Source organism: Cyanobacterium sp., from assembly GCF_054166785.1.
The window spans coordinates 16,984-33,661 of record NZ_JBSZCP010000057.1; the positions used below are offsets into that span (position 1 = coordinate 16,984).

16 protein-coding genes are annotated in these 16,678 nt (G+C 38.9%); 10 read left to right on the forward strand and 6 right to left on the reverse strand.

Annotated features, from left to right (window positions below):
- Window positions 1-89: 89 nt before the first annotated feature.
- Window positions 90-1,667 (reverse strand): Na+/H+ antiporter, encoded by a 1,578-nt coding sequence (locus tag ACXITR_RS11525; RefSeq protein WP_457997365.1) that lies wholly within the window; start codon window positions 1,665-1,667, stop codon window positions 90-92.
- Between the two features lie 67 nt (window positions 1,668-1,734).
- On the opposite strand from ACXITR_RS11525, the gene ACXITR_RS11530 reads away from it, so the two are divergent.
- The 4 genes from ACXITR_RS11530 (at window position 1,735) to ACXITR_RS11545 (ending at window position 5,275) form a co-directional block, all read left to right on the forward strand.
- Window positions 1,735-2,511, forward strand: coding sequence for a metallophosphoesterase (locus tag ACXITR_RS11530; RefSeq protein WP_457997366.1), 777 nt, complete (start codon window positions 1,735-1,737; stop codon window positions 2,509-2,511).
- 92 nt (window positions 2,512-2,603) lie between these two features.
- Window positions 2,604-2,720 (forward strand): cytochrome b6-f complex subunit V, encoded by a 117-nt coding sequence (gene petG / locus ACXITR_RS11535; protein ID WP_457997367.1) that lies wholly within the window; start codon window positions 2,604-2,606, stop codon window positions 2,718-2,720.
- Between the two features lie 241 nt (window positions 2,721-2,961).
- Window positions 2,962-4,386, forward strand: a complete 1,425-nt coding sequence (glgA, locus tag ACXITR_RS11540; protein ID WP_457997368.1) for a glycogen synthase GlgA — start codon at window positions 2,962-2,964, stop codon at window positions 4,384-4,386.
- Window positions 4,387-4,699: 313 nt separating this feature from the next.
- Window positions 4,700-5,275 (forward strand): L-threonylcarbamoyladenylate synthase, encoded by a 576-nt coding sequence (locus tag ACXITR_RS11545; protein WP_457997369.1) that lies wholly within the window; start codon window positions 4,700-4,702, stop codon window positions 5,273-5,275.
- 10 nt (window positions 5,276-5,285) lie between these two features.
- Here ACXITR_RS11545 and ACXITR_RS11550 read toward each other — a convergent pair whose 3' ends face one another.
- Window positions 5,286-6,017, reverse strand: coding sequence for a WecB/TagA/CpsF family glycosyltransferase (locus ACXITR_RS11550; RefSeq protein WP_457997370.1), 732 nt, complete (start codon window positions 6,015-6,017; stop codon window positions 5,286-5,288).
- A gap of 180 nt (window positions 6,018-6,197) precedes the next feature.
- On the opposite strand from ACXITR_RS11550, the gene fbp reads away from it, so the two are divergent.
- Together fbp and mgsA are read left to right on the forward strand one after the other, a co-directional pair.
- Window positions 6,198-7,238, forward strand: coding sequence for a class 1 fructose-bisphosphatase (fbp, locus tag ACXITR_RS11555; RefSeq protein ID WP_457997371.1), 1,041 nt, complete (start codon window positions 6,198-6,200; stop codon window positions 7,236-7,238).
- Window positions 7,239-7,452: 214 nt separating this feature from the next.
- Window positions 7,453-8,742 carry a methylglyoxal synthase gene (gene mgsA / locus ACXITR_RS11560; protein WP_457997372.1) on the forward strand — a complete coding sequence of 430 codons (1,290 nt, stop codon included), beginning with the start codon at window positions 7,453-7,455 and terminating at the stop codon, window positions 8,740-8,742.
- Here mgsA and ACXITR_RS11565 read toward each other — a convergent pair whose 3' ends face one another.
- The gene (locus tag ACXITR_RS11565) at window positions 8,743-9,423 is read right to left on the reverse strand and encodes an ATP-dependent Zn protease (RefSeq protein WP_457997373.1); all 681 of its coding nucleotides are present in this window, start codon (window positions 9,421-9,423) and stop codon (window positions 8,743-8,745) included.
- A gap of 297 nt (window positions 9,424-9,720) precedes the next feature.
- On the opposite strand from ACXITR_RS11565, the gene ACXITR_RS11570 reads away from it, so the two are divergent.
- Complete coding sequence (locus tag ACXITR_RS11570) at window positions 9,721-10,611, forward strand: alpha/beta fold hydrolase (RefSeq protein ID WP_457997374.1); 891 nt, start codon at window positions 9,721-9,723, stop codon at window positions 10,609-10,611.
- Here the strand turns inward: ACXITR_RS11570 and ACXITR_RS11575 are convergent.
- Window positions 10,608-11,177, reverse strand: a complete 570-nt coding sequence (locus ACXITR_RS11575) for a DUF3611 family protein (RefSeq protein ID WP_457997375.1) — start codon at window positions 11,175-11,177, stop codon at window positions 10,608-10,610. The genes ACXITR_RS11570 and ACXITR_RS11575 overlap by 4 nt on opposite strands.
- A gap of 246 nt (window positions 11,178-11,423) precedes the next feature.
- Between ACXITR_RS11575 and tig the strand changes: the two genes are divergently transcribed.
- The 3 genes from tig to ACXITR_RS11590 all read left to right on the forward strand — a co-directional run bounded on the left by tig (window position 11,424) and on the right by ACXITR_RS11590 (window position 13,944).
- Complete coding sequence (tig, locus tag ACXITR_RS11580) at window positions 11,424-12,806, forward strand: trigger factor (RefSeq protein WP_457997376.1); 1,383 nt, start codon at window positions 11,424-11,426, stop codon at window positions 12,804-12,806.
- Between the two features lie 106 nt (window positions 12,807-12,912).
- Window positions 12,913-13,308, forward strand: coding sequence for a preQ(1) synthase (queF, locus tag ACXITR_RS11585; RefSeq protein WP_457997377.1), 396 nt, complete (start codon window positions 12,913-12,915; stop codon window positions 13,306-13,308).
- 45 nt (window positions 13,309-13,353) lie between these two features.
- A complete protein-coding gene (locus ACXITR_RS11590; RefSeq protein ID WP_457997378.1) occupies window positions 13,354-13,944 on the forward strand; it encodes an alpha-ketoglutarate-dependent dioxygenase AlkB family protein in 591 nt (196 codons plus the stop codon).
- On the opposite strand, the gene ACXITR_RS11595 is transcribed toward ACXITR_RS11590, so the two are convergent.
- On the reverse strand, window positions 13,928-15,238 hold the full coding sequence (locus ACXITR_RS11595) for a flippase (RefSeq protein ID WP_457997379.1): 1,311 nt from the start codon (window positions 15,236-15,238) through the stop codon (window positions 13,928-13,930). The two genes, ACXITR_RS11590 and ACXITR_RS11595, sit on opposite strands and share 17 nt — an antisense overlap.
- A gap of 18 nt (window positions 15,239-15,256) precedes the next feature.
- Window positions 15,257-16,675, reverse strand: coding sequence for a GumC family protein (locus ACXITR_RS11600; RefSeq protein WP_457997380.1), 1,419 nt, complete (start codon window positions 16,673-16,675; stop codon window positions 15,257-15,259).
- Window positions 16,676-16,678: the final 3 nt, after the last annotated feature.

A 16,678-nucleotide genomic window follows, 5' to 3' on the forward strand; every position in this document is an offset into this window, starting at 1 on the left:
AAGACAAGGAGTCCAAACCCCTTGCCTCAGAATCTAAAATTAGGAAAACAATGGGATAATATTAAGACCCATTATTAATGCTCAAGTCTTTATTCTCCCTTTTGTGTAGCAATTATTTCTTGAACCATAGGAGATAAATTTTCATTTAACTCCCCAGATAAAATTAAATCTGCGTAGGTATCAGCCTCTACAGAAATTAAATTATCCCTGAGCTTTTGCATCGACACATTTTTAAACTCAGGATTAAGGTTTTGCAATTCTGTCAGCTTTTCTTGAATTGAATTTAGTTGCCCTTGAATTAAATTTTTTTCATAATTATAAAAATCAGGCTCAATTTCAGGCATCGTATTAATAGGAATAGCACTCATGTAGTCCAAAACTTTGTTTAAAGCCGTTCTTCTAGCCAGTAATTCAGTATATTCTTGTTTAATATTTTGATTACCTATTAAATTAAGTTTTTGCAAGAAAGTTTTTGTCGTTAATCCTTGTACCAAAAGGGTAAATAACACTACTCCAAATACCGTACCAATTACCTCTTGGCGATCGCTCAATACCACAGGAACACTGAGGGCTAGAGCCACAGAAACCGAACCTCGTAAACCACCCCACCAAAGAATTAATTGCTCCCGCCAACTGACCTTTTCCTTAGTGATTAAATTACTAATAGCACATAGTAAAAATACCGCCACCAAACGACTGCCAATAAGAGAAACAATAGCAACTAAAATTAGTTTCCAACTATTTAACAAAACAGGAAAATCGATCTGATCCCCTATTAATAAAAAAACAATAGAATTAACAAAAAACGCTAAAAACTCCCAAAATTCAGAAACACTGAGCCGAGTACGAGGATTCATGCCGATTCTTGAGCCAAAATTTCCCAAAATCAAGCCCACCGTAACCACTCCAATAACCCCCGAACCCCCCAAACTTTCCGTAATTAAATAGGCACCATAAGCCGAAACAAGGGTTAAAGACTGCTCTACAAGGGGTAAATCAAAGCGCTGGGTTAAATAAGAAATACCAAAACCAATCATAAAACCAACGGCAACCCCCACTCCTACAAATGTTCCAAATTGAACAATGGATTGAGTAATGGAAATGCTCTCATTACCTAGGGGAATACCTACCAATAGCACAAAAGCCACTACCGCTACCCCATCATTAAATAAACTTTCCCCCTCCATGATGGTAGTCAGTTTTTTGCCCGTACCTAACTCTCGAAACAAAGCAATCACTGAAACAGGGTCACTAGCTGATAAACTAGCCCCTACAAGTAATGCTGCCCCCAAAGAGATGGTGGTAAAATAACTCAGAGCAAAAGAGACACTAGCAACAGATATAATCACCCCTACGATGGCTAAAAGAATGATAGGAGTAAGATTGTTTTTCAAATCTTTCCAACGAATATTCCAGGCCGCCTCAAATAGTAACGGGGGTAAAAATATTTCGAGGATTAACTCTGGGGAAAGGTTAACCAACCTAATATCTACTAAGGCTAAACCCAGTCCAACTATTACCAATAGAAGGGTATAAGGAATTTGTTTAAACCAAATAAAAACCCTAGATATGGTTGCCACAGCCAAGGAAACTGATAAAACGATCAGAAATTGCTCGAGGTTTTTTTCGATGGATATTTCTGCAAAGGTTAGTAATTCTAAACTCATAGTATATATTAACTTTTATCCACTTCATAATAGTGCCAAATCTTAATTTTATTAATTTAACCTTGATATGACAAAAAGCCTCACACTGATTCAAGTTACAGATACCCATTTGCTAGATAATCCCGAAGAATTTTTACGAGGACAAAATCCTTGGGAAAATTTACAAGCCATTTTAAAACGGGTGAAATCGATAAACCCTGATGGACTTTTATTAACTGGTGATTTGGCGGATGGTGGTAATAAAGTTGCCTATGAATATTTACTGAAAGCCATGGGAGAGTTTAGTTGCCCTATTTATTGGCTACATGGTAATCATGATGATGTTAATCTTTTAGGGGAAATGTTACCCCATGATGACTCTTTGGGTTATCGAAGTATTGATTTAGGGGAATGGCGATTGTTATTACTCGATTCTGTGCTGACGGGAGCAGAATTTGGAGGGGGTTATATAGAAAACACTCAGCTAGATTGGTTAAAGAAGGAATTAACGCAATTTGCTGATCAACCTACCATTATTGCCCTTCATCATCATCCTATTGCCACAGGTATCGATTGGGTAGATCAAATTGGGGTAGAAAATGGGCATGAGTTAGTAAGTTTATTAGAATCATTTTCTCAGGTGGAGTTGGTGGTGTTTGGACATATTCATCACGCCCTCCATCATCGCTCAATTAATAATGGGGTAGGTGGTAGTCTGGACTTTTTTGGATGTCCTTCGACTTTTTCTCAGGTGACACCAATGCAACCGACCATTGACTCTGATTTACCGGGTTTTCGTGTCATCAAGTTATGGGAAAATGGTAGTTATCAGACTGAGGTAGAGCGTTTGACGGATGATTATTAAGATAGGGATGCGAGCCATAGTACAATTCTTTTCTATGGGAGTGATATAGTAATACATATAGTTAAAAAAAATTAACAAACCAGGAGAAAACAATGATTGAACCCTTATTATTAGGTATTGTAATTGGACTAATTCCCGTTACTTTATTAGGATTATTTTTTGCGGCGTACCGTCAATACAAACGTACCAATGAAATTGGGGTTGAATAATTAGGCAAAGGGTTTTAAGTGTTAGGTTTCAGGCATAAAAACATAGGCGTTGGTGAATTAAGGTGTAATTTTTAGTTTAGTTCGGCAATAGTAATAATAGTTTTAGTATTATATATCTGCTGTAGTTTAATAATGTTTCATACCCCAAATAAGCAACCCCAAAAAATAATTTGGCATAGGTGCAAAGATTGTGTCACAATCACCCTAGTCAATCAAGAAAGCACATCTAGTCTGAATCACTATGCGAATTTTATTTGTGGCAGCGGAAGCGTCACCCATAGCAAAGGTTGGGGGTATGGGGGATGTTGTGGGAGCATTACCCAAGATATTAAGAAAGTTAGGTCATGATGTCAGGATAATTATGCCTTACTATGGCTTTTTACCCGATAAGGTGGACATTCCCATTGAGCCTGTGTGGTGGGGTGATGCGATGTTTCAAAAGTTTGCTATCTATGAAACCGTGTTACCTGAAACAGATGTTCCTCTCTACTTATTTGGACATCCTTGTTTTTCTGGGCGTAATGTTTATGGTGGTGATGATGAGTATTGGCGTTTTACTTTCTTTGCGAATGGGGCGGCGGAGTTTGCTTGGAATTATTGGAAACCTCAAATTATCCACTGTCATGATTGGCATACGGGAATGATTCCTGTGTGGATGAGTGATTCTCCTGATATTAGCACTGTGTTTACTATCCATAATTTAGCTTATCAAGGGCCTGGACGGGAGATGCTTGAGAAAATTACTTGGTGTCCATGGCATATGCAGGGGGATAATGCGATGGCGGCGGGGTTGCAGTTTGCCGATGTGGTTAATACGGTTTCTCCTACCTATGCTGCGCAGATTAAGACTCCTGAGTATGGGGAAAATTTACATGGTTTATTGTCTTGGATTAGTGGTAAGACGAGGGGAATTATTAATGGTATCGATACGGAAAAATATAATCCTGCCACGGATAGATTAATTGCTCAAAATTTTACCCCTGAAACCATCGAAAAGCGTCGTCTCAATAAGGTGAGGTTACAGGAGGAGTCGGGGTTAGAAATTAACCGTAATGCTTTTTTAATCGGCATGGTGACTCGTTTGGTAGAGCAAAAGGGGATTGACTTGGTTTTACAAACTTTGGAGCGGTTTTTGGCTTATACTGATGCTCAGTTAATTATACTAGGTACGGGCGATCGCTTTTACGAAACTCAATTATGGGAAATTTCTGCTCGTCATCGGGGTAGGATTTCGGTGCAACTACTCCATAATGAAACGATTTCCCGTCGAGTCTATAGTGGAATCGATGCGTTTTTGATGCCCTCTCGTTTTGAGCCTTGCGGTATCAGTCAGATGTTGGCCATGCGTTATGGTGCCATTCCGATTGTTCGTAAAACGGGGGGTTTGGTGGATACGGTGCCATTTTTTGAACCTGCTAATGACCAAGGTTTGGGCTATTGTTTTGATCGTTACGAACCTTTGGATTTATATACTTCTATGATTAGGGCTTATGAGGGTTTCCGTTTTAAGGATGCTTGGCAAAAATTACAGATTAGGGCGATGAGTCAAGATTTTAGCTGGTATCGTTCTTCGGAGGATTATATTAAAATGTATCGGGAGGTTATCGGTGAATCCCCTGAGTTGACTGCAAAAGAGCAAAAAATTATTGCTCAAAAGATCAAGTAGTTTTTCTTCATCCCCCAGAATTGGGATAGGGGTTATTGATTCTAAAATTTTCTGGTTAGGGCAGGGAATGGGGAATAGGGAGTAGGGAATGGTTTTTGATCGTTTATAGTTGTAAATCGATAGTCTAACCATCTTTTCCTACTTCTTAATCTCAAAATTAGCAAAATGTCTTATTAAACTTGTTGTGAATTAAATATATGCGTATCTCAAACCCTCATTAAATAAGGGTTAAATTTTCCAAAAAACCTATTTCGCAACAACTCTTATTTATATCATTATCCATTTTCAATTATCAATTATCAATTACTTTCCCATGGCTCTTGTTTCCCAATCTGATTTAGTACAAAGTGCGATCGCCCATTATGTGGTCAGTTTTCCGACGGATACGGTACCAGCTTTGGCGGTGGTCCCCCATCGGGCAGACTTAATTTTTGAACTTAAGCAACGCTCCCAAGAAAAGCCCCTCATCTTGATGACGGGGGATATGGAAGATATATGGCAATATGTGCAGGGTAGTGATGATGAGTTAAAAATATGGCAAGAAATGGCTCATAAATATCTCCCCGGGGCCTTAACGATGGTATTACCCGCTTCCTCAAAAGTGCCTGTTACCATGAATCCTCTAAATCCTACCAGTATTGGGGTAAGGGTACCAAATCATGATGTGGCACGGAATATTTTACGTAAAACGGGTGCCTTGGCTACCACCAGCGCCAATTTATCAGGGGAGGATGCTTTAACGGATATGGGGGCGATCGCCCTTAAATTTCCATCAGTAGCAGTGCTAGACTATCAAAATAATATTGCCCAAGCCATGCCCTCCACCGTTATTAAATGGACAGGAAAAAATTGGCAAATACTAAGACAAGGAAAAATAGTGATTAAATAACCTTTTCTTCCTACTCCCCGTTGCCCATTCCCCTATCCCACACAGACTTGATGAAAAAATGGGGTAGTACCATCATTCGCTTCCAGCGCCAAGGCTCTTGATAAAGACGATATAACCACTCTAAATTATTATCACAGAAAAACTTAGGAGCCCTTTTCTTCACTCCCCCCCAAATATCAAAACTACCACCCACCCCAATCCAAACCGCATTAGGGGCAAGGTGACGATACTTCGCAATCCATTCCTCTTGACGGGGTACCCCCAACCCCACCAAAATTAATTTTGGTTGCACTTGCTTAATTGTTTCATACCATGCCGACAAATCTGGTTCTTTCAAAAAACCATGATTATTGATTATGTGTATATCAGGTACTACCGCCTGAAATTTTTTTACCGCCTCATCCGTCACCCCGGGGGAAGCACCATAGAAGCATATGGGGCAATTTTTACCCTCCTTTCCTAGACGTTTTACCAAAGACTCCGCCAACTCAATACCCGCCACTCTTTTCTGTTTTTTTCCCCTTTGGGCCAAATACAATATCACCCCAGAGCCATCAGGTACTACTAAATCAGCACTTTCAATGTAACCCTTCAGGGCATCATCCTTTTGTGCCATCATCACCATTTCTGAATTCATCGTCACAACATGGGTACCGATATTACGGTAAGTGCGATCGCACAGCCACCCCTCATAATCATCACTCAGATGAATAGGTAAATCAAAAACAGAAAAAGTTTTCATTAAATTAACAAAAAAAAAAGATCAGCAAACCCAAAAATATTATCGCAAAATTAGATCATCAAATAAAAAATATTTTTTCCCATAATCAAAAACAAAAATAAATCAAAGTGAAAATTTCCCCCCTGATAATTTAAGAATAAGAAGCTAAGATAAAATCGTAATCCTCATACTAAATATCTTATGACCTTTACCGAGCCAAAACTAACCATTCCAGAGCATAGCCTAGACCGAGATTGCACCACCCTATCCCGCCATGTATTACAACAACTACAAAGTTTTTCCCCCGATGCCCAAGATTTAAGCTCCATCATGAATCGCATCGCCCTAGCAGGAAAACTCATCGCCCGTCGCCTCAGTAGAGCAGGATTAGTCACAGGAGCATTAGGACTAACAGGAGATACCAACGTACAGGGTGAATCCGTCAAAAAAATGGACATCTACGCCAACGAAGTATTTATTTCCGTATTCAAGCAAAGCGGATTAGTTTGCCGTCTTGCCTCCGAAGAAATGGAAAACCCCTACTACATCCCTGAAAATTGCCCCGTAGGACGATACACCCTCTTATATGACCCCATTGATGGTTCATCCAACGTTGACATAAACTTAAATGTAGGCTCTATTTTTGCCATCCGTCAACAACAAGGAGAAGACCTCGACGAACAAGCCAAAGACTTACTCACCGATGGCTCCAAACAAATAGCCGCAGGTTACATCCTCTATGGGCCGGCTACGGTGCTTGTATATACCATGGGTAAAGGAGTTCATTCCTTTTTTCTCGATCCTAGTTTAGGGGAATTTATTCTTGCCCAAGAAAATATCCAAATGCCCCCCCAAGGTTCAGTATATAGTGCCAACGAAGGTAACTTTTGGCAATGGGAAGAGCAAATTAGGGACTATATCCGCTATGTCCACCGCCACGAAGGTTATACAGGGCGCTACAGTGGAGCCTTAGTGGGTGATATTCACCGCATTTTAATGCAGGGAGGAGTCTTCCTTTATCCTGGTAGTATAGATAATCCAGACGGTAAACTAAGATTGTTATATGAAACAGCCCCCCTAGCCATGATTATGGAACAAGCAGGGGGTAAAGGCTCCACAGGGAAACAGAGAATTATGGATTATATTCCATCCAAACTACACCAGCGCACCCCAGCAATCTTAGGTAGTAAAAAAGACGTGGAATTAGTTTTATCTTTTATTAATGATAAGAATGAAAAATAACTGTTTTTAAACCGACGCAGGATATTACAAACCCCCAAAGTGAGAATCTCAAAATGCCCTAATATTCCCATGGTCATTTAACAAGGGGCTTAACCCCCTTGCCCCAATTTTTTCTTGTTTACTTTTTCTATATTTAGAATATTTGATGTTAACTTATGAAAAATCAGGATTAAAATAGACAAATAAAAAATCTCTTTAATCTAAAAGTCCTACGATGTCTAATAATATTGCTTTAATAGCCCATGACAACAAAAAGAATGATTTAATCAACTTTGTTCAACAACATAAAAACTTTTTCTCTCGTTATCAGCTCATCGCCACAGGTACCACAGGAGAAAGAATAGAACAAGAAACTCAGTTAGAAGTAGAAAAAATGGCATCAGGGGCGCTCGGGGGAGACGTACAAATATCTGCTCGAATCGTTGAAGATGACATCGCCGCCGTTATCTTTTTAATAGATCCCCTCTACGCCCAACCCCACGAACCAGACATCAAAGCGCTTTTAAGAATTTGTGAAGTTTATAACGTACCCCTCGCCACTAATTTAGCCACCGCCACCGCTATTATTCAATCCCTAGGAAAAGTAAGAATTGCTCACTTAATCTTTAATCCCGTTGCAGGGCAAGGAAATCCAGATCAACAATTAGACCAAATTAAAAAACTACTACGCTCAGAGGTACATCTTAATATTGTTTTTACAAAACCTGATGTGGATATAACCCAACAAGCCAAAGAAATCGTTGCCAAAATCAAAAAACAAGAGCAAACAGATGATCATTTTATCATTGCTTCTGGGGGCGATGGTACCGTCTCAGAGGTGGCGGCGGCTCTAATTAACACAGGAATTCCCCTAGGAGTAATCCCCAGAGGTACAGCGAATGCTTTTTGTGCAGCCCTAGGCATTCCATCGGATATTCAAGGGGCTTGTAATACTATTTGCCGAGGGGTTTCCCGAGTTGTGGATACTGCGGTATGTAATGATATACCCATGTTATTGTTAGCCGGGGTGGGTTTTGAAGCTGAAACCGTAGCCAAGGCAAACCGAGAAATGAAAGACCGTTTGGGGGTAATGGCTTACATTTTTGCAGGAATTCAGCAGGCAAAAGAGCAACAGTTATTTGATGTGGAAATAGAAATTGACTCAGAGGTTAATACCATAGAAGCCAGTGCCATTACCATTGCTAATGCTGCTCCCCCTACTTCCGTGTTGGCACAGGGGGCAGGAAAGGTTGATTTTAACGATGGACTATTAGATATTACCATCGCTAGTAATGAAAGCACCTTACAAGGTATCGGGGTAATTACCAGTTTATTTACGTCTGGATTAGTCAAAAATCCTAGCAATAATGATCATGTGGCTTATTTCCAAGCAAAAAGCATTAAAGTAAAAACTGAACCTGAGCAGAGGGTGGTAGTTGATGGGGAAATTATTGGTAATACCCCCATTGAAATTAAATGTGTTCCCAATAGTTTGAGTATATTTGTTCCTATTGAAAATAAATAATCAGGCTCTGGCAATGGTTTCGTTTAAGAGAGTCTGACATTGGGCCACTGATTTTCTTTGACGCATAAATTCAACTAATTTCAGATAAGCCTCGTTGTGGGTTTCAATCATGGTAGTGGCTTGTAATATTGCCAATCTTTTGCGCATCTCTAAATTAGAGTTTGTCAGGGTAATGGGGGCATGAATTTCTGTAAATTTAAATAGGTCTTCTTGTCCCCCTTCACTACTTTTATATTGTAATTTTTCTGCGGCAATTCCTCCCATTAAAACCACCCCAAAACGTTCAATCATTAAATTAAGTTCTCTTATATCTTTATCGTTCTTTTCTAAGAAGTGGGTATCAAATATAACTCCCCCACTGCCTCCGCTTCTTTTTTTCAACGTTTCCCATGCTGTTAATGTATAGTCTTTTATGGGGATATTAAATAAATGGGCGGTTAAGAAATGTCCTGCTTCGTGATAGATGATTCTTTCTTTTTGTTCGGCGGAAGCAAAAATATTAATTAATAGGTTAATTCCTCTATTTTCCCAGCTTAAGGTATCTACGGTAATTAAACTTAGAATGATAAATGTTCCCCCTGCGGGGATGTAGGGAGAGATATTTAAAAGGGGTCCTAGTAGTACGGATAATGTTATGGTAAAAATGCCGATGGCTAAGATATTTAATCCTGTTTGTTGCATACTAAATAATATATATATTTATTTCTATTTTAACAGTGTTTTTAGTTTAATGGGTTGTGGATAGTTTAAGTATTTGGGATTAATTATTATTCATCAAAAAAATAATTATTGCTTCTTTTTAATTTTTGTTTTAATACATTGAATATTTTAAGATAGAAACTTAGTGTTTTTACTATATAGCGATCGCAAATAAGTTATAGGATATGCTATACAATATTATTGTAATTATTTATACTTATTATTTATAATAAATATAGGTAAAAATTTAGTGTTCTTTCTAGTTATAATAAAGTTTTAATGTTTTCTACAACTATCAATCAATCGGCAAAAAAGTTAAGCGAACCATCTTCCATCAAACTATTTAATAAAATTCAATTTGTTAGTTTGCCCTCGGGAATACCTAACCAAGAAATTGTGGGCAGTTATGTGGTGGAGGGAGAAAGTGATACTCCCATAGTCTTACTCCATGGTTTTGATAGTTCGTTGCTAGAATACCGCCGTTTATTTCCTCTTTTGACGGAAAAATATCAGGTGTGGGCTTTGGATTTGTTGGGGTTTGGTTTTACCGAAAGAAAGGATTTGTCATCTTTTTCCCCTAGTGGTATTAAAACATATTTGTATAATTTTTGGTCACAGATGATTGATAAGCCGATGATTTTGGTAGGGGCTTCCATGGGAGGGGCAACGGCTATTGATTTTTGTTTGACTTATCCTGATGCGGTGGAGAAGTTGATTCTCCTTGATAGTGGTGGTTTGACGAAAAAGCCTATTATGAGTAAGTTTTTGTTTCCTCCTTTGGGTTTTTTGGCGACGGAGTTTTTGCGTAATTTGAAGGTGAGGCAGAGTATTAGTGAAACGGCTTATTGCGATCGCACCTATGCCAACGAAGATGCGCTAATTTGTGCAGCACTGCACCTAGAATGTGAAAACTGGAATAAAGCCCTAATATCATTCACCAAGAGCGGAGGTTACGGCTCATTTGCCTCTCGTTTGGGGGAGATTAAAGCCGAGAGTTTAATTATTTGGGGAAAAAACGACAAAATCTTAGGTACAAAACCAGCCCATAAATTTGAGCAGATGATACCCCATAGTAAACTGATTTGGATCGATCAATGTGGTCATGTTCCTCACCTAGAAAAAGCCGACATTACCGCCCAACATATTTTAGACTTTTTGTCACAAAGCTAGTTACTAATACGATTAAGCAAAAATAAAGAAGTAGCAATACCTGCAAAATGGGCGCCGATGGTGTTGGTATTAGCCTGAATAATTAACATATCCAGGGAATTAATAAACTGTTCTGGATTAGGTCCAATCAACTGAGGAGAAAGGGTTAATAATTTAGCTAAACTTATTCCTACCAAAGTCTGCGCCCCGATTATCCCAAACAACATTCCCACCAAATTTAAAACCAAACCCACCCGAATTAAATTTAAAGTATCCGACTTTTTAGGACGCATGGCAGGATCTCGATTTTCTACCCTTTTACCTATTTTTCCGTAACGATAGGCAATGACAAGGGCAGCGGCCAACAAAACAATGGATACAAACGCAGAAAAAAGACCAAATTGCTCAGACTGTAAAGCCCGACTACCCTGAAACAGCGCAGGAGTCGCAAATAAGAGAGTAACTGTAGAAACAACCCCCAAAACTAATTGAGTCCAAAAACCCCAAAAACCCCATCTTTTGAGGTTACTAGAGACTTTTTGTACCACGGGGGGCAGAGGTTGGCTTAATTCCGTATTTCTTGTCATACTTTCTGGAGGCTCTTAGAATTAGTGCAGATGTTACTTTTTTAGAAAAAGATGATTGTCTCAACTTCTAGTATAGCCTAGAGCAGAAATTTATCTCCCCGAAGACATTTCCCGACCAATTTTGACGGTGGCTTCAAAGAACGGAATTATGATAAACTCGTAAGGTTGAGTACAAGTTGCATATAGTCACCGAATATACTTATTATTGTTAGAGCGAATCTATAAAGAATAACAACATTAATTTTTATGAAAATTACTCAGGAAAAACTTCCTGCTAGTCAAATCGGTTTAGAAATCGAAATTCCAGCAGAAACCTCCAAAAAAACCTATGAGAAAGTAATTACACAAATTGCCAGAACTACCAATATCCCCGGTTTCCGTCAGGGTAAAGTTCCTCGTCCTATTTTGCTACAACGTTTAGGTCACGATAGAATTAAGGCGGCGGTATTGGAGGAGTTAATTCAAGATAGCCTAAAATCAGCTATCGAACAAGAGTCTATCAACTCTATCGGTAACTATTCTTTGCGCTCTGAGTTTGAAGATTTAGTTAAAAACTATCAACCTGGTGATGCTTTCGTATTTAAGGCGGCGGTTGATGTTCCCCCCGAAGTAAATTTAGGTCAATATCAGGGCTTAAAAGTTCAAGCCGAGGAAATTAAATATTCTCCTGAAGCGGTAGATAAGCTCATCGAAGAGCAAAGAGAGCGTTTAGCAACCCTTGTACCCGTAGAAGGTAGAGCGGCTCAGATGGGTGATAATGCCATCGTTGATTTTGAAGGTCGTAAACCTGCGGAAAATGAAGGGGAAGAGGGGGAATTAATTGAGGGAACTAAGGCTGAGGAATTCCAAGTGGAATTGGCTGAGGGTAAATTCATCCCCGGGTTTGTAGAAGGCATCGTGGGCATGAATATTGACGAGAGCAAAAAACTTGATCTTGTTTTCCCTGAAGATTATCCTCAAAAAGAATTGGCTAGTCAACCTGTGATTTTCTCCATCACCCTTAAGGATTTGAAAGAGAAAGAATTACCTGAAGTTGATGACGAGTTTGTGAAAGAGGTTAGCGAGTTTGAAACCGTTGCCGAACTAAGAGAGTCTTTAGAAAAGCAGTATCAAGAAAAGGCGGAAAATGATACTAAGTTAAATATTCAACAGGCTTTGGTGGATGAGCTTCTTAAGCACACTACCATCGAAATTCCTGAAACCTTGATGGAAGAGGAAGTCCAAAACCTCTTGATGCAAACTGCCAATGAAATTCAGCGTATGGGGGTTGATGTTAATCAATTCTTTACCAGAGAGATGGTGGGTAAAATGCGCGAAACTGCCCGTCCTGAAGCTAGTAAAAACTTGCATACTAACCTCATTATTGAAAAGATTGCCGAGCAGGAGTCTATCAGTTTAACCGATGAGGAAGTTAATGAAAGGATTGCTGAGATTACTAAGGATATGAACCCTAGTGAGATTGACCAAAACAAGTTACAAAAGTTTGTGAAAAATGATCTTTTGTCTGAAAAGGTTTTGACTTTCTTACAGGAAAAAAATGAGGTTGAGTTAGTCGCTGAAGGTAGTTTGGCTACGGAGGAAGCAGAAGAAACCTCTGAGGGTGAAGTTGCCGAGGTTAGTGCGGAATAATTCTTAAGGATTATTTTTTGTCTTTGACCCCAAACCCTTTTTATTGGAGGGGGAGGGGCATCTTTTTTATTAAAATTATTGTTATTGTTTTATTTTGATTAATGTTATGGCTGAAGATAAGAAAGAAATGATGTATGGGGAAAGGGCGATCGCCGAGGGTTCGTTAATTACATTTCCCAATCCCCGTCCGGGTAGGACTTTCAACATTAGTGTGACTTTACCCGAGTTTACTTGTAAGTGTCCTTTTTCTGGTTATCCCGATTTTGCCACCATTTATATTAATTATTGTCCTGATCAAAAAGTGGTGGAATTAAAAGCCATTAAACTTTATATTAACAACTATCGCGATCGCTACATATCCCATGAGGAATGTATTAATCAAATTTTAGATGACTTTGTAGAAGCCTGTGATCCCCTTTATATGTCCGTTAAAGGTGACTTTTATCCTAGGGGTAATGTCCATACTGTCATTGAAGTAGAACACCGTCAGAATCAGCAATAACTGGGTTTTAAAGTGGGCTATGCCCACCTATCCTCTTAAAAAATCATGGCGAAAATAGAACTACCCCACAGCGAAATATATTACTACCCAAACTTTTTTGATCCCACCACCAGTGATGTTTTATTTACCCAGTTGGACAAAGAAATTAAGTGGCAACAGGATCATATTACGGTGTTTGGTAAAACTCATCTACAGCCGCGCCTAAGCGCTTGGTACGCTGACGAGGGGTTGACCTATACTTACTCTAACCTCACCATGTATCCCCATCCTTGGATTGATTGTTTAACTCAGATAAAAGATAAGATAGATTCTTTCTTAGAAGTTCAGTTTAACAGTGTCTTACTCAACTACTATCGCCACGGGAAGCATAGTATGGGATGGCACAGTGACAATGAACCAGAATTGGGAGAAAACCCCCTCATCGCTTCGGTTAGCTTTGGGGGAGAAAGACGTTTTATGTTGAAACCTCGGGATAAGAAAAACCCTCTCAAGTCAGAAATTTCTCTTAGCCATGGTAGTTTGTTGGTGATGGGCGGTGAAACTCAACATTATTGGTTACATCAGATTCCAAAAACTTCTAAAGTTGTTCAACCTCGCATTAACCTCACTTTTCGACGGATTAAAACAAAGACTTGAGTTGTATTTTAAATATTTTTCGGGTTTTAGGATGGGTAGCATTACTCAAAAAAGAGGCAATAGCTTGGGAAATAATCGTGGCGATCGCAGCTCCAACCCCAGCATAGAGAGGAATTAAAAGAAGATTTAGTAATATATTACTTATAGCTCCCAAAAAAGTGCGACGAAAAGATAAATTGTTTAAACCTTCAGCGATAAACCAAGGAAAAGTACCTTGTCCCATAAATACAAATAAAGAAGTCCAAATATGTATAGCTAGAATAGTTCCAGCCTCAATAAACTCTTGACCAAATAGCAGTGACATCAATGGTTGTGATAAAAGAGTCATGGGTAAGGCGATGGAAATAGCAATGATATTTAAAATTCTTAATAATTTACTAATTTTTTGATAATAAAGTGATTCATCACCATCTTTTTTTGCTTGATAAATACTAGGAGATACAGAAGAAACAATGGCTGTCGGAATAAAGTACCAAGCCTCTGATATTTTAGTCGCAGAAGAATATAACCCCACTGCATTAGCATCAATCATTGAACCAAGCATAATTTGATCCATCTTCATATAAACCATCACCGTTAGTCCAGACAATACCACCGGCCAACTTTCCTTGAGTAATTTTTTCGCTAACGATAGACTCCATCCCCATAGTTTCAGAGAATAACCTTGATATTGATAAACAATCACTAAACCGATGGCCGCAAGGATAAACTCCGCTAAACTAGCCCAAGCAAAGGCAATTAGTGAAGCATTCAGTCGTATAAGAATGATTTTAGCGATGGAAACTAAAATAAAAGCAGTATTTTTCGCTAAAACCGTATATTTTGATTGCACCTGAGATTGAAACCAAATATCAATAGTTTCAAAGGCTCTAAAAATGCCCATAGACCCGAAAATAGCCACTAAAGAAGTCATCAAAGGATCATTGGGTTGGAGTATGGCAATGATCACAACACTGATAATTAAAGAGAGAGTACCCCCTCCTAGTTGCAACAAAAAAGTTGTGCCGAGGATGGTTTCTTTTTCTTCGGGTGATTCAGTAATAGTTCTCACCACAATAGACGGTAAGCCAAGGGTTGAGATACTGACAAATAAAATGACAAAAGCTAAGGCATAGTTAAAAATACCATACTGCTCTACTCCTAAATAACGGGCTATCCATACTCCCACAAATAGACCCAGACCCATTCTTAAGATGCGATCGGCAAAAAGCCATCCAGTATTACCAAGTATTTTAAATAACTCTGGATTATTTTTTAGGAGTTTTAATTTTTGAGCAATAATTTTGTGATTCATCCCATTTTTAAGTCAATTTTATTCAAGGATATTTTTAATCATCTTTTTGGCTACCACCTGTAAAGGAGCTCTCCACCAAAGAATAGTCAAACCAAAGGTAACTAAAACTGAGCCTAATGCCGAGCCTAAAATAACAAGTTTAGTTTTTGGAGAGGTGGGATCTTCGGGAAGACTAGCTTCTTCTATTAATTGTAGTAAAGGAAATGAACCAAAGGGATCACTTTTTCCCAGATCAACTTTTGCAAGGGTGGAAGTAAAGATGGCTTCGGCAATTTGTACTTCTTTGATTAGAGAGTCTAAGGTTCGAGATTTACCAACCAACATGGTGAGTCGTGATTCTAGCTCTTGTATTTGTTCATTGAAAGCCTCCAATTGCCCCACGGAGCCTTGATATTCTGATTCTAAGGTGACAATTTGTTTATATAGTTCCCCTCGCTTAATACCTAAACCACTGGTATTATCTAGGTTCAGATTTTGTAAGCTATTTTGGTCTAAAGATTTACCTAGTAATGATTCTCCTCGTCTTAAAAAAGTGTTCAGGGCTATCTGTTGTTTATTTTTTAGCTCCACCATATCTGGATAATTTTCTCCTCTACTTTCTCTGAGGGTATTTAGTTCGAGGGTAATTTGGGTATATTCTTTGAAGCTATTTTGAAATTCTTGATCACTTTGTAGGGTGAGAGAGTCGGATGCTTGTGCGGAGGATGTTTGTAAGGTATTAGATAGTTGTTGTAGGGTGGCTTCAGATTGTCGGGTTTGAGTGACTAATTCTGCCCTTTGTTTTCGTAGTTGTTCGATGGTGTTGATCAAATATCCTACTTGATCGGAGGAACTTAAACCCGATTGTATTTTATAGTCTGAGAGACGGTTTTGAGCGTTGGTTAGTTTTGATTCTGCTTCATTTACCGCAGATTGAATGGCATCATTTCTGGTGTTTAGCTCTTCTGAGCGTAGGGAATCTAATCTGTTGGCTAGGGCGATGTAAATGGCTTGGGCTTTTTGTTGAGCTTTTTCTGGACTGTTGCCTGTTATTTCTATTTTGAAGGTAGTTGTATTATTAATAATTTGTATCTTGGGTTTACCAAAATCTTCTAGGGGTAACTCTAATGAGTCGGATGCTTTTTGTAAGACTGTATTATTAGAAGCGATGAGTTTATAATTTTCTCGGGGATCTGAGGAACTACCAAAAGCTGACGTGGTGGATGTCACGGCTTGTCCGATGTCAGGTAGGTTGACGTTAACCCCTTGTCCGCTTCCTGCCACATTCAAAATGAGTTCGCTGGTATAAGTGGGGGGGGTATTTTTTAAATAATATAGGGATAATGCCCATAACATTCCGTTTCCTAGGGCCGCTACTCCTAAATAACGCAAAAAACGACCCGCAGTGCGCTTGTTTTCTGTGGTTTTAACTTTATTTGATGGTATGGCTTTGACCATAAA